This is a genomic window from Maribacter aquimaris, from assembly GCF_014596745.1.
GTDB classification, from domain to species: Bacteria; Bacteroidota; Bacteroidia; order Flavobacteriales; family Flavobacteriaceae; genus Maribacter_A; species Maribacter_A aquimaris.
This window is the reverse complement of the sequence record NZ_JABTCF010000001.1, coordinates 501,784-515,413: the sequence shown is the minus strand read 5'-3', so window position 1 is coordinate 515,413 and position 13,630 is coordinate 501,784. Positions and strand designations below refer to the sequence as shown.

Below are 13,630 nucleotides of genomic sequence, written 5' to 3'. Positions count from 1 at the left end.
TCTAATTACTGGGCCAATTCCAATAAAGCAATATCAAACCCGCTCTCAAAGATGGCTTTACCATCCTGAACTTCCATATAGGTGTCTGAATAGGTGTCATGCAATTTTGTGCCATCACCGAAGAATCCCTTGACCGATAGTGATTTCTTACCTATTGGAAGGTCCAAGCCCACAACAACCTTATCCTTAAAATCATCATTGATATAGGTTCTGCTAAAGACATACGGCGTTTTGGAAAGTCTTTTGTGTTTGCCAGCACCGATTGCCGGGTGGTTCTTTCTGAATTTGCCTAATTTTTGCCAATGGGCTAAAATATTCTTGGTCCCGGGCAAACTGTCTTGGTCTTTCCAGTTCATAAAGGACCGTAAGGTAGCATCACCAACCGCTCCCTCTATCGTTAGGTCCCTGGAGGATTCATCCCCGTAATATACTTGTGAGGCCCCTGGTGTAAGTAGTAGTACATTCGCGGCCCTAATGGGTTTCTTGCGATCCTTATCATAGGGATTGCCATCATCATGGGACGTTAGATAGTTAAGAACACTTTTGCCTTTAAGGTCTGTATGCAAAAGCTTGTTGTATTTTTTGAATATGGATTCGTAATCCATATCAGCGTCTTGTTTCAGTTCAAAATTGATTAAGCTCTTGAATCCATGATTGAAATAATCTACTTTTTTATCACCAAGATCGAACAATCTTCCGTTCGAGATATTATAATTGTATACCTCACCGACCATGTAGAAGGGATTGTCATCCAAAACGTTGTTCGGATGTTTCTTTTTCCAGGATTCAAAGGCTGCCGAAGCTTCTTTATAAAGTTCGGACCAGGCATTCTCATTAACATGTTTAACGGTATCCACCCTAAACCCATCGATACCCAGGTCATTGACGTAATCCGTCAACCATTTTATGATATAGAAACGGGGAGCCCTAGGGTAACCGGTACGATCAAAGAAAAGTTGCAACTCATCGAGTTCTGTACTGATACGCCCTTCGGTCTTCCATTTGGCCAAAAGGGCATCAGGTAACCGAACATTCTCATCGGATTCTGTATAAATGTCGGGAAGATTGTCTACCAATGTACATGCCGTTGTATTCTCATAGGTCGTAAATTCACAGGTAGGCTTGGTCCTTACCCATTCCTCTGGCCATACAGGGTCTTTGTCGGTAACCGGTCCGGTATGGTTTAAAACCACATCCATCAAAACACGGATACCATTTTTATGGGCGGTTTTCACCAATTTTTCCAAATCCTTCTTGGTACCGAAATTGGGGTCTAAGGCAGTCCAATCCTTTGCCCAATACCCGTGGTAACCATAAGTATTCCCAGTGGATTCGTCAGTGTCACCGTGAATTTGTTCAACAACAGGGGTGAACCAAATGGCATTAATGCCCAAATCGGAAAAATAACCTTCCTCTATCTTTTGGGTAATGCCTTCCAAATCACCTCCCATGAACCCTCTGAGTTCACCGGTTTCATTCGTTCTTTCGAAATTTACATCGTTTGTAGTGTTGCCGTTGTTAAAACGGTCTGTAAGCAAAAAGTATATATTGGCACCTTCCCAAACGAAAGGAACCGTTTCCGTAGCTTCCGGACTACTTTGATTAGCAACGATTTCGGGTTGTTTTATCGCTTCTTTTTTCTCTGGTTTACAGCAGTAGAAAAAGGCCAAAACCAAAATCAATACCAATAGTCGACGCATAGTTGTGTATTTTGGTTAAAGCTATAAAATGCAGGGGGAATAAGAAAATTTATTTCTTCCTATTTAGCACCTTGAACTCTTCATAACAACTACTGATGGCATCTAGGATCTGCAAATCATTTGCCGTGGTGATAAAAGATTTGGAATAACTGCAATTGTTAAGGATATCCTCGATATCCACTTTTTCAATCTGAAGCAATTCCGTAAGGGTTTCCCTGTCAAATTTCGAGGCAAGAAGATCGCGTATGGCATCATCTTCCTTAACCTGTCTTAGCTTTCGCATTTGATTGGGTTTTTTTCCGAAGAGGTTCCGTAATAAATCGGCAGGATTCAAAATCGCACCAAGCACCTTGGTTACGGCACTGGGGTTCTTATTTCCTCCTTCATAACCTACGTTCAGTCCAGAAATACTATACTGGTAGGCATTATTGATGGGCACATTTTTGACGTCTATTTCCAGGTAGCCGGTAAGTTGGTATGGGCGTACAATGACCTCCTCCAAGGCATATGCCAATTCGGTAAGCGAGATTTTGGTATCCTCGAACTTGAACATGTCATTGGTTACCCTTATTTTCTGCGATTTAAAACCGAGATAGGAAAAATACAAGGTATCGTTTACGGAGGCGGTTATTGAAAACTCACCTCGCTGATTGGTAATTGTACCCAATACCTTGTTTAGATTTACGACATGGACACTTTCTAAAGGCTTGTCTGTCTGTGCATTCACAATGATTGCACTGAATGTTTGCGCCTCTGATTCGGTTTCTTGGGAAAACCCCATAATACCTATGAATAGAAAGGCAATGGTAATATATTTTATCATTGGTCTAAAATCCGAATAATTGGGTACTAATCAAAACAAAAAAGACTAAGAATCGTATTTTTAATATACAATTAACTAAAAGAAATCACTTTTGCGTTTACTCCTTCTTTTGCCCGAATATGTAGCGCCGCCTTCAGAAGATTTTCTATCCCTTCCTTTTCCAGAACTATTCCGGTCCCTGCTTCTGCTAGATGATCGGCTACGGTCTTTGCTGCCTCCGCCTCCGCTTCTTTTTCTGTCCCTTCCACCTCGGCCACCGCCACCACCGGGATTTTTGGATACTTCAACATTTACGAATCTTCCATCAACCTTAAATTCGGTGAAAGTGGCCAATATTTTTTCAGTGGCTTCCGCATCAGTGTTGAAAAACGAAAAGCTCTCTTTTACGTCGACCTTGAAAACATCGTCCTTGTCAAGACCTACCGTATCACGGATGAAATCCTTCAACGACATCCAGTCATATCCGTCTTTTTCACCAACGTTGATAAAGTAACGAACCGAACCACTTGTTGGAACATCACCGCCGCGTTCGCTATGTCTTTCACCACTGCTACCTGCATCGGCGCTGTTCAGATCCCGGGTCTTATTGTAGTAATTGAAGAAACGGGTAAATTCTACAGAGATGATTTTCTTTATAAGTTCTTCACGGTCAAGGTCCTTGAATACATCATTGATAGCAGGTAAATAACTTTCTACCTCTTCGTTGATTTCCGTGTCCTTTATTTTATTGGCTAAGTGGTAAAGCTGGATCTCACAGATTTCTATTCCCGTAGGAATGGTTTTCTGAAGGAATTTCTGCTTTATTTTGTTTTCAATGGATTTTATCTTTCGCAACTCACTTCGGGTTACGATGACCATGGAAATACCTGATTTACCAGCACGGCCTGTTCGACCACTTCGGTGTGTGTAGGTTTCTATTTCATCGGGCAGTTGATAGTTGATCACGTGGGTGATGTCATCTACATCGATACCCCTGGCAGCCACATCCGTAGCGACCAACATTTGTATTTGCTTTTTTCGAAAGGAGTTCATGACCAAATCCCTTTGGTTCTGACTTAGGTCGCCATGTAGTGCCCCTGCATTATAGCCATCCTCAATAAGCTTTTCGGCAACTTTTTGGGTATCCCGTTTTGTTCGGCAAAAGATAACAGAGAAGATATTAGGATTGGTGTCTGCCAATCTTTTTAAGGCAGAATAACGATCTCGTCCTCCAACAACATAGTATTCATGCTGTACAGTCGTTGCACCCGAATTCTTATCACCTACGGTAATTTCTTTTGGGTTATGCATGAATTTTTTGGCAATAACCGAAACTTCTTTCGGCATGGTGGCCGAAAACAACCAAGTGGATTTCTCCTTGGGAGTGTTCGAAAGAATATCCTTGATATCCTCAAAAAAGCCCATGTTCAACATTTCATCGGCCTCATCTAGAATACAATAATCAATTTTAGAGATGTCAACGAGTCGACGGCCTATCATATCTTTCATTCGGCCCGGTGTGGCAACCACAATCTGAGCGCCTCTTTTTACTTGTTTGGCCTGATCTGTTATACTTGCACCACCGTAGATGGCAACGACATTGATGTTTTTCTCATACTTAGCGTATAGTTTCAATTCGTTGGTAATCTGTAAACAGAGTTCCCTGGTGGGGGAGAGGATCAACCCTTGGGTTGTTCTGCTGTCACTTTGTATTTTTTGGATGAGCGGAAAGCCAAAAGCGGCGGTTTTACCTGTTCCTGTTTGGGCTAAGGCAACCAAATCAATCTCTTTCTCCAATAAAATGGGGATTGCTTTTTCCTGTACTTCTGATGGGGTTTCAAATCCTAAATCGGTAACAGCGTCCAATAGGGACTTCTGTAGTCCCAGTGCTTCAAATTTTGTCATAATGTTTATTACTTAATCGCAAATATGTGTGTTGTATAGAGCGATTATCGTTTATAACCCATTAGACTCAGCGCAACACGTGCCATACCGGCGGCAATTATTAAAAGTGCAAAGGTACAGTTATTTATTTACATGGGTATATTGGGCCCTAAGGAGCTAAATAATAACCATAAATAGATAGGGTAAACCCAATGATACCAAAGAGTACCATAAGAAATACAAAACCTCTCTGTAATTTCGGATTGTCATAAATGATGATACAAATAGCTCCAAGAACGATACTTATTTGAAAGAACAACATCCCAATATCGAATTTTTGTGTAGCAATATCATATTCATTGGCCAATAGCTCCCATTCCTTAATACCGATGATTGCACCCATTTCCCCGTCTAGGTCCTGTGCCCATTTTTCTTTGGGTATGTTCGATGATCCAAGCAATATTTCTGTCTTTTCGGCATCGTACTTTTTTATTTTAGAACTGGTAGTTGTGATTTTTGAGGTTATTACCTCTTGGTTTTCTTCTGAAATCAAACCGGCCTCTATAAGGGTCTCAAGGTAATGGAGTTCACTTTCCTTAAGACTTTCTTTAATGCTTTTGGATTGATACCAGTTTGAATAGTTGACCACTTTATTGTGGGCTATCATCATTTCTTCTTCCAATTCCCCGTTTACCATCTGGGCAATGGCCATTAGGGCGGCAAAAAAGGCAATAAGTACCCCACCTATGGCCTCCGCGTTTTCAGAAGCAACCGAAACCTCTATGGTTTCCCCTTTTTTATTACTCGGTATCATTGGCTAAACGCTTTAGGAAAATTAGTAATTCTTGAATGGCCTTACCACGGTGACTGATTTTGTTTTTTACATCCATTGGAAGTTCGGCAAAGGTTTGTGAATAGTTTTTTGGCCTAAAAATGGGGTCGTATCCAAAACCTTTATCGCCTTTTTTTTCGTCGATGATATCTCCTTCAACAGTGCCTGTGAAAATATGCTGACTATTTTCAAGGTTTAGGGCAATTACGGTTTCAAACCTTGCGGATCTATGGGTTTTTGATTTTAATTCGGATAGTAGTTTGTCCATATTGTTATCGGAATTCCCTTGTTCCCCTGCGTAACGGGCGGAATATACGCCAGGGGCGCCATTCAATGCGTCAACCAATAAACCTGTATCATCTGCAAAACACGGCAAACCGAAATGTTTTGTGACGAAATCGGCTTTTATAATGGCGTTTTCCTTTAGGGTTTTCCCGGTTTCAGGTATTTCTTCATTACAACCGATATCGGTCAATGATAAAAGGGATATGTTTTTAGGTAGTAAGGCTTGCACCTCTTTTACCTTGTTTTGATTATGTGTGGCAAAAACCAATTTCATAGCAATAATTTCAAAATTTCATTTTATGGTGTGGCCCTAATGAATGCGCCTATTCTAACGGATTCATGCCAAAGTAATAGCGTGATTTCGGTAAGGAAAGAATTGGGGGGTAATTTTAACTGGCGTAAAAGTAGTAATTTTATTTACCATTATTTGATTAGATTTATGAAGTTGAAACTACCCCCTGTACTTGTTTTTGTGATATTCTCAATACTGATGTACGTGTTGTCGATTGTGCTGCCTTTTGGTGATTTTGATTTTTTTGGCAGGCAATTTTTGGCCTTTTTTTTAGTGGGATCGGGGGCACTAGTGGGGTTGGTCTCAGTAATACAATTTTATGTCGTAAAAACATCCGTTGACCCCAGAACACCAGCGAAGGTTTCCTCCATGGTTACAAAAGGTATATATAAATACTCAAGAAACCCGATGTACTTGGCGCTTTTAATGGTTTTATTGGCATGGGGACTTTGGTTGGGCAATGCTTTTAATACCTTATTGGCCGCTGGTTTTGTAGGGTATATGAACAGGTTTCAGATTATTCCGGAGGAGGGGGAATTGGCTGCTACCTATGGAAAGGAATTCCGCCACTATTGTACACAGGTTAGACGGTGGTTTTAAGTAGGTGTCTTTTTTCATTACATATTTAGCTTATAACAATAAATATTAGTAAATTAGCTTATAAATAATTAATATTAGCTTTTTAGATAATAAAATGATAGCAGTAATTACAGGCGATATTGTTAATTCCAGAGGGTATGATTCAACCGAATGGATGGCTAAATTAAAGTCATGCCTCTCCCAATGGGGGGATACCCCAACAACATGGGAGATTTATCGGGGGGATGAAATCCAATTGCGAATACCGGTAACGGAAGCCTTATTCGCGGCAATTAAGGTAAAGGCCCTGGTGAAAACCATAAAAGGGCTAGATATTCGCATGGGCATTGGCGTAGGTGATGAATCGTTTATCGGTGCCGGTGTAAGTGAATCCAATGGTACGGCCTATCAACGATCGGGAACAACCTTGGAGGTATTAAAGGAAAGCAAAGTCAATTTAATGTTGACAACGGCAGATGTGGCCTATAACCGTACTTTGAACCTTATGCTGAAACTTGCCTCGGATTTTATGGATGATTGGAGTACGGTTTCCGCAGAAATGGTGTACCTGAGCTTGAGTCACCCCAATACATCCCAACAAAACTTGGCCGATCAATTACATATAAAACAATCGGCGGTAAGCCAAAGAACCAAGAGGGCCAGATTGGATTTGGTCTTGGAATTATTGGCATATTATCAAACCACCATAAATACCATTAAGGAATAATGCTGTTCACGAAACTTTTATTGGCCCATTTGATCGGGGATTTTTTATTGCAACCTCTCCGTTGGGTGATCCATAAGGAAGCAAATAAGATAACATCAAAATACCTATACCTACATGTACTGCTTCATGCTGCACTAATGATGTTGTTGTTATGGGATTTAAGCTATTGGAAGATCGTTGTAGCCATAACCTTGTCCCATTATGTTTTGGATTTGGCCAAGCTGTATGCAAATCCATTGTTCAAGCGAAAAACCATTCCATTTTTTATCGATCAAATATTACATATAGCGGTCCTATATACCTGTGTCTATTACGAAAATCTATATGAGCATACCTTACTTTTGATAGATATGATAAATTGGCCCTTGGTTACGGCCATCGTTTTTGTAAGCTATCCCACGGCAATCATAATGGGTGTTTTGTTGGAAGGTATGTCGAGTAAGATCGAATTGGATCATAAGTCATTGCCGAATGCCGGTAAGTATATTGGTATAATAGAAAGGTTGTTTGTGCTTACTTTCATAATATTGGGTAGATGGGAGGCCATCGGATTATTGATTACGGCAAAATCGGTCTTTAGGTTCAATGATCTTAAGGAAAGTAACAATCGAAAACTTACCGAATATATTTTGATCGGCACATTACTGAGTTTTGGCTTTGCCATCATAACGGGTATCCTGTATATGAATTTTAGTTCATAGCCCTGAACTTTCACTGGGAATCATTTATAAATATAAAAGTGGAGTATGGTTGGTATACGTATTGTTTTCCTCATTCTTTTGTTCATCGGTAAGGGTCTTAGGGGCCAATCCCAAAAATTCACTTCTTTTGATGGTACAACATTGGTGTTCACTGATGAAGGTGAAGGTAAACCGGTCCTACTCATACATGGTTTTATCAATACCCGGAAATCTTGGGACCAAACCGTATTGAAGAAGGACCTCTTGACCAAGGGCTATCGCGTTATCATTCCTGATTTAAGGGGTAATGGTGATTCGGATAAACCTCAGGATGATAAGGCATATGCCAATGATGCTGAGGTTAGGGATTTATTGTTGCTCATGGATCATTTGAAAATCACAAAATACAAGGCGGTGGGTTACTCCCGCGGAAGTATCGTTTTAGCTAAATTATTGACTCAGGATAAGCGTATTAAAAAGGCTGTGTTGGGAGGAATGGGCATAGACTTCACTCTTCCCGATTGGGATCGACGAATAATGTTCGCCGCGGCTTTTGCGGGCAATACCAACGAGGTTACCCAAGGCGCGGTTGATTATGCCAAGTCGATACATGCGGATTTGCGTTCATTGCACCTACAACAAAAATACCAACCAGTGACCTCGCTAAAAGAACTGGCAGCATTACGAAAGAAAGTGTTGGTCATAGCGGGTGATAAGGATGATGATAATGGCGATCCCCGTGAATTGCAAAGGGCCATACCCAAGGCTGAGTTGAAAATCGTGGATGGTGATCACAATGGCACGTATAAAACATTGGATTTTTCCAAGGCTGTGTTGACTTTTTTGAACTAATGGGCCAGTCAGGAAAGGGTCTTTCTTGATTTTGCCAAAAATGGATTGATTTATTTATCAAAATGAAGGCTTTTGGTGATAGGGATAACTTTTGATAAGATTCCAGCCATGGCTTACGAATTAATTTTTACTTTTATCGCTTGATTTAAAAAGAATATCGGGTCTGCTCCATCTTTATGGAAACCTGTGAGTTTTAGGCAATAATCTAAATATGATAACCGAAGTGGCACGTAAATACGTTTTTGATTTTGATAGTACCTTGACCAGGGTTGAGGCTTTGGATGTTTTGGCGGAGATGACCTTACAGGGTAAACCGAACCGTGAAGAGATAATTGGGGAAATCCAACGAATAACCAATTTAGGTATCGATGGGGATATCTCATTTACAGAATCCCTAGAGCAACGCATTAAACTATTGGAGGCCCATAAGGATGATTTGGATGGATTAGTGGAGGAGTTGCGTCATAAGATTTCGAAGTCCATTGAATCCAACAAGGAATTTTTCGAAAAATTCTCTGATGACATTTACGTTATTTCCTGTGGTTTCAAAGAATTTATCGATCCTATTGTCAAGGAATATAATATTCCCTCCGAAAGGGTATTTGCAAATACCTTTGAATTCGATGAGCAGGGAAACATCATTGGTTTTGATGAGAAAAATGTTCTGGCGACCCATAATGGTAAGATTGAATGTTTAAAAAACCTCGATTTAAAAGGAGAGGTACAGGTCATCGGTGATGGTTATAGTGATTATGTTATGCGCGAGGCGGGTATTGCCGATAAGTTCTTCGCCTATACAGAAAATGTGCATCGGGAAAAAGCTGCTGAACATGCCGACCACGTGACACCCAATTTGGATGAGTTTCTTTTTGTCAACGATTTGCCACGAAATATCTCCTATCCTAAAAATAGAATTAAGATCCTTCTTTTAGAGAATGTTCACCCAGCCGCTTTCCATAATCTTTCGGAAGATGGTTTTTCTGTGGAGTTGGTAAAGACGAGCCTATCGGAAGAAGAACTGATAGAGCGGATAAAAGGTGTTCATGTGTTGGGTATCCGATCTAAAACCCAAGTAACGCAAAAAGTCATGGATGCGGCCGACAAGTTATTGGTCGTGGGAGCCTTTTGTATCGGTACCACACAGATAGATTTGAATTACTGTAAGTCTAAGGGGGTTGTTGTTTTCAACGCACCCTATAGCAATACGCGTTCTGTCGTGGAATTGGCCATAGGGGAGATCATTATGCTTATGCGTAGTGTTTTTCCACGTAGTACCGAGATACACGGGGGACAATGGAACAAAACTGCCAGCAATTCAAGGGAGGTCAGGGGTAAGAACCTTGGAATTGTAGGCTATGGTAATATAGGTAAGCAATTATCGGTCTTGGCAGAAGCCATAGGTATGCGGGTGTATTATTATGATATCGATGATAAACTGGCCCTTGGTAATGCCGTACGTTGTGAAACCTTGGAAAATTTATTGAATATTTCCGATGTGGTGACCTTACATATAGACGACAATAAGGCCAATAAGGATTTTATTGGGGAGCGTGAGCTAAACCAAATGAAGGACGGAGCGATGTTGATCAATCTTTCAAGAGGTTTTGTGGTCGATATCGATGCGCTTTCCGCAGCGTTGGAAAGCGGCAAGCTTGCTGGTGCCGCTGTGGATGTATATCCTGAAGAGCCTAGGGCCAATGGGGAATTCCATTCCAAATTACAGGGACTTCCCAACGTAATACTTACGCCACATGTTGGGGGAAGTACCGAAGAGGCCCAACGTAACATTGCCGATTTTGTCCCTAATAAGATCATGGACTATATCAATTCGGGGAACACCGTGGATGCCGTGAACTTCCCGAATATCAGGTTGCCGAAACAAACCAATGCACATCGCTTCTTGCATATTCACAAGAACGTACCTGGTATCATGGCCAAGATCAACAAGGTATTGGCAGAGTATGAATTGAACATCAATGGGCAATATCTGTCAACCGACTCTGAGTTGGGTTATGTAATCACCGATTTGGATAAGGAGTACAACAAGGAGGTCATCAAAGCCTTACGTAAGATTGAGAATACGATTAAATTCAGGGTGCTTTACTAAAACTTTGGGATACATGGTCCAAAACAGGGGGTGATTCCTATAAAAAAGGGATCAATGATGCCTAAAGATCAACGATGGTGATAAGGTTCATTTTTTAAAATAGTGAATGCCCTATAGAGTTGTTCAACCACGAAAAGGCGAACCATTTGATGGGAAAAGGTCATTTTCGATAAACTGATTTTGCCTTGGCTTTTTGCGTATACCGCATCACTAAAACCGTATGGCCCACCGATGACCAAAACCAATTGTTTTATGCCTGAGTTCATCTTTTTCTGAAGGTAATTCGAGAATCCAACGGAATCAAATTGTTTTCCATTTTCATCCAAAAGAATCAAAACGTCGGTATTGCTGAGTTTTTTCAGGATCAATGCACCTTCTTTTTCTCTCTGTTGGACTTCAGAAAGATTTTTTACATTCTTCAGGTCCGGAATAATTTCCAACTCAAACTTGATATAATGATGGAGTCTTTTTTCGTAATCGGATATAAGATGCTGTAAAGAAGCACTATCGGTTTTGCCAATGGCAAGTAGTTTTATGGTCATGACCCAAAAATAAAACTTTCAGCCAATAGGATATTCATATTGGATATTGTTTTTAGTAATTTAGCACAAACCATTTTTTCCAATGATTACACAAGCACAATTTCAACATGAGATCGATTTGATAATTGCCAATGCCATTCGTGAGGATGTTGGTGATGGGGACCACAGCTCCTTGGCGTGTATTCCTGAAACCGCCAAAGGAAAGGCGAAACTCTTGGTCAAGGATGAGGGGATCATTGCAGGGATTGATTTTGCCAAGCAGGTGTTCGCTCATATAGATGATGAAATGCAGGTGGAAACGTTGATCGAGGATGGGGCTGAGGTAAAATATGGGGATATTGCTTTTTATGTTTCCGGACGTTCACAAAGTATATTAAAGGCAGAACGTCTGGTGTTGAATGCAATGCAACGTATGAGTGCCATCGCAACCAAGACGAATTCCTATGTCACCTTGCTGGAAGGTACGGGAACTAAAATACTGGATACAAGGAAAACCACTCCTGGGATTAGGGCTCTTGAAAAATGGGCTGTAAAAATAGGGGGTGGTGAAAACCATAGGTTTGCCCTGTATGATATGATCATGCTTAAGGATAACCATATCGATTTTGCGGGAGGGATTACCAAGGCGATACAAAAAACACAGGCATATTTAAAGGAAACCCAACGGGACTTGAAAATTATTGTCGAAGCAAGGAATTTGAATGAGATTAGCGAAATTCTTGAAACCAAAGGCGTTCATCGTATCTTGATCGATAATTTTGATTATGCAGATACCCGAAAGGCAGTGGCCATGATCGGAGACCAATGCCAAACGGAATCCTCAGGAGGAATCAACGAACAAACAATTAGGGAATATGCGGAATGTGGGGTAGATTACATTTCCTCAGGGGCTTTAACACACTCGGTTTACAATATGGACCTTAGCCTTAAAGCGGTATAAATGTCGGAGGAGATAGAAGCTAAACTTGATAAAATCCCTGTAGTCAATTGGCTGGTATCCCTTTTGAAAAAGGTAAAATTACCGGCTTTTGAAGGGCTTTCACTGTATGACCTTGCAGAAATGTATATCCTGGGTATCGTACAGGGTGCATTATCCTCTAGGGCAAGCTCCATTGCCTTTAGTCTGTTTATGGCACTGTTTCCCCTTTTGATATTTTTGGTATCCCTGGTGCCTGTCATTGTGCCCTACGCGAGTGTGGGCAATGAAAACTTTGATGCCCAATTCCTATTGTTCCTGGAATCTTTTCTCCCATCGGCGACCAGTGAGTATTTTGGGGATATTTATCAGCAGATTAAAGATCAGAAAAGTGGCGGGGTGCTATCCTCGGCATTTTTTATTTCGATATTCTTAATGGCCAATGGGGTGAATGCTATTTTTGGGGGATTTGAGAATTCATATCATGTTAAATTAACCCGGAATTTTATACGGCAGTATGCCTATGCACTTATGGTGGGGCTGATCCTATCCGTACTTTTGATTTTAGGGGCCGCAATCTACGTGTATTTTGAATTTTATATTCTGGATTATCTAAGTGCATGGGCCGCAAAGTCCAATGGTTTTAATTTGTCAGAAAATGACATCATAGGAGCACAGGTTGGCAAGGTTCTCTTTTTTGTGATTTTGTCCTATTTCACAACCGCCATTTTATATTATTTCGGTACCGCAGAAGGAAAACAGGCAAAATTCTTTTCGGTAGGGGCTTTAATGACCACGATACTCTTTGTTTTGACTTCGTATCTTTTTGGGGTTTATGTTGAGAAGTTTGCGAGATATAACGAATTATATGGGGCATTGGGAGGATTATTGATCCTAATGGTGTTCATTTGGTTAAATTCCAATATATTGCTGCTCGGGTTCGAACTGAACGCATCACTTAATTCATTACGAAAAAACATCAATATAGATGACAAAGAGAAGTAAACTATTACTATTGGGAATGTTGGTCATGTTCTCCTTTACCGTACAATCGCAAAGTGTATTCGGCAAATGGAAGACCATTGATGACCGCACAGGCAAGCCCAAAGCCATTATTGATATTTATGAGAAGGATGGCCTCATGTATGGTCACGTTGTCAAAATCCTGGAAGAGGGTAAAGAAAGCGCTGTTTGTTCTAAATGCGATGGGGAGTTAAAGGATCAACCTATATTAGGAATGACGATTATAGAAGCGGCTAAAGAACACCATAATGGGGAATGGAAAGGTAAAAAACTATTCGATCCACAACAGGCTATGACGTTTCGATGCAAGATATGGTTGAATCCGGAAAATCACAATGAGCTTAAGGTTCGGGGGTATTTGGCTATTATTTATAGAACGCAAACTTGGTTGCGCGTTGAAAGCTAAAAG

The 13,630-nt window shown here is 40.7% G+C and carries 14 protein-coding genes; 8 read left to right on the top strand and 6 right to left on the bottom strand.

Annotation, left to right across the window (positions count from 1 at the left end; all coding sequences use genetic code 11):
* Positions 1-5 precede the first annotated feature (5 nt).
* The 5 genes from HPE56_RS02270 to HPE56_RS02250 all read right to left on the bottom strand — a co-directional run bounded on the left by HPE56_RS02270 (position 6) and on the right by HPE56_RS02250 (position 5,777).
* Positions 6-1,700: an alpha-amylase family glycosyl hydrolase gene (locus HPE56_RS02270; protein ID WP_188242138.1), complete on the bottom strand. Its 1,695-nt coding sequence runs from the start codon at positions 1,698-1,700 to the stop codon at positions 6-8.
* Positions 1,701-1,749: 49 nt separating this feature from the next.
* Positions 1,750-2,523, bottom strand: a complete 774-nt coding sequence (locus HPE56_RS02265; protein ID WP_109650336.1) for a carboxypeptidase-like regulatory domain-containing protein — start codon at positions 2,521-2,523, stop codon at positions 1,750-1,752.
* A 75-nt stretch (positions 2,524-2,598) separates the two neighbouring features.
* Entirely contained in the window at positions 2,599-4,407 is a 1,809-nt protein-coding gene (locus HPE56_RS02260; protein ID WP_188242137.1) for a DEAD/DEAH box helicase, read from the bottom strand.
* 148 nt (positions 4,408-4,555) lie between these two features.
* Positions 4,556-5,200: a DUF4337 domain-containing protein gene (locus HPE56_RS02255; RefSeq protein WP_188242136.1), complete on the bottom strand. Its 645-nt coding sequence runs from the start codon at positions 5,198-5,200 to the stop codon at positions 4,556-4,558.
* A complete protein-coding gene (locus HPE56_RS02250) occupies positions 5,187-5,777 on the bottom strand; it encodes a non-canonical purine NTP diphosphatase (RefSeq protein WP_188242135.1) in 591 nt (196 codons plus the stop codon). Before HPE56_RS02250 ends, HPE56_RS02255 begins: the two co-directional genes overlap by 14 nt.
* A gap of 165 nt (positions 5,778-5,942) precedes the next feature.
* On the opposite strand from HPE56_RS02250, the gene HPE56_RS02245 reads away from it, so the two are divergent.
* The 5 genes from HPE56_RS02245 to serA all read left to right on the top strand — a co-directional run bounded on the left by HPE56_RS02245 (position 5,943) and on the right by serA (position 10,740).
* Complete coding sequence (locus HPE56_RS02245) at positions 5,943-6,395, top strand: methyltransferase family protein (RefSeq protein WP_188242134.1); 453 nt, start codon at positions 5,943-5,945, stop codon at positions 6,393-6,395.
* 94 nt (positions 6,396-6,489) lie between these two features.
* A complete protein-coding gene (locus HPE56_RS02240) occupies positions 6,490-7,101 on the top strand; it encodes a SatD family protein (RefSeq protein WP_188242133.1) in 612 nt (203 codons plus the stop codon).
* Positions 7,101-7,802, top strand: a complete 702-nt coding sequence (locus HPE56_RS02235; protein ID WP_223170145.1) for a DUF3307 domain-containing protein — start codon at positions 7,101-7,103, stop codon at positions 7,800-7,802. Before HPE56_RS02240 ends, HPE56_RS02235 begins: the two co-directional genes overlap by 1 nt.
* A 45-nt stretch (positions 7,803-7,847) precedes the next feature.
* Entirely contained in the window at positions 7,848-8,633 is a 786-nt protein-coding gene (locus tag HPE56_RS02230; RefSeq protein WP_188242132.1) for an alpha/beta fold hydrolase, read from the top strand.
* Positions 8,634-8,844: 211 nt separating this feature from the next.
* Positions 8,845-10,740, top strand: coding sequence for a phosphoglycerate dehydrogenase (gene serA / locus HPE56_RS02225; protein WP_223170144.1), 1,896 nt, complete (start codon positions 8,845-8,847; stop codon positions 10,738-10,740).
* Between the two features lie 68 nt (positions 10,741-10,808).
* On the opposite strand, the gene rlmH is transcribed toward serA, so the two are convergent.
* Positions 10,809-11,282, bottom strand: a complete 474-nt coding sequence (gene rlmH / locus HPE56_RS02220) for a 23S rRNA (pseudouridine(1915)-N(3))-methyltransferase RlmH (protein WP_188242131.1) — start codon at positions 11,280-11,282, stop codon at positions 10,809-10,811.
* An 82-nt stretch (positions 11,283-11,364) separates the two neighbouring features.
* Here rlmH and nadC point away from each other — a divergent pair, with 82 nt between their 5' ends.
* From nadC to HPE56_RS02205, 3 genes are read left to right on the top strand one after another with little or no spacing between them, the layout of a single operon-like run.
* Positions 11,365-12,222 (top strand): carboxylating nicotinate-nucleotide diphosphorylase, encoded by an 858-nt coding sequence (gene nadC, locus HPE56_RS02215; RefSeq protein ID WP_188242130.1) that lies wholly within the window; start codon positions 11,365-11,367, stop codon positions 12,220-12,222.
* Complete coding sequence (locus tag HPE56_RS02210) at positions 12,223-13,203, top strand: YihY/virulence factor BrkB family protein (RefSeq protein WP_188242129.1); 981 nt, start codon at positions 12,223-12,225, stop codon at positions 13,201-13,203.
* Entirely contained in the window at positions 13,187-13,627 is a 441-nt protein-coding gene (locus HPE56_RS02205) for a DUF2147 domain-containing protein (RefSeq protein ID WP_188242128.1), read from the top strand. The genes HPE56_RS02210 and HPE56_RS02205 overlap by 17 nt, the downstream gene beginning before the upstream one ends.
* The last annotated feature ends 3 nt before the right edge of the window (positions 13,628-13,630 follow it).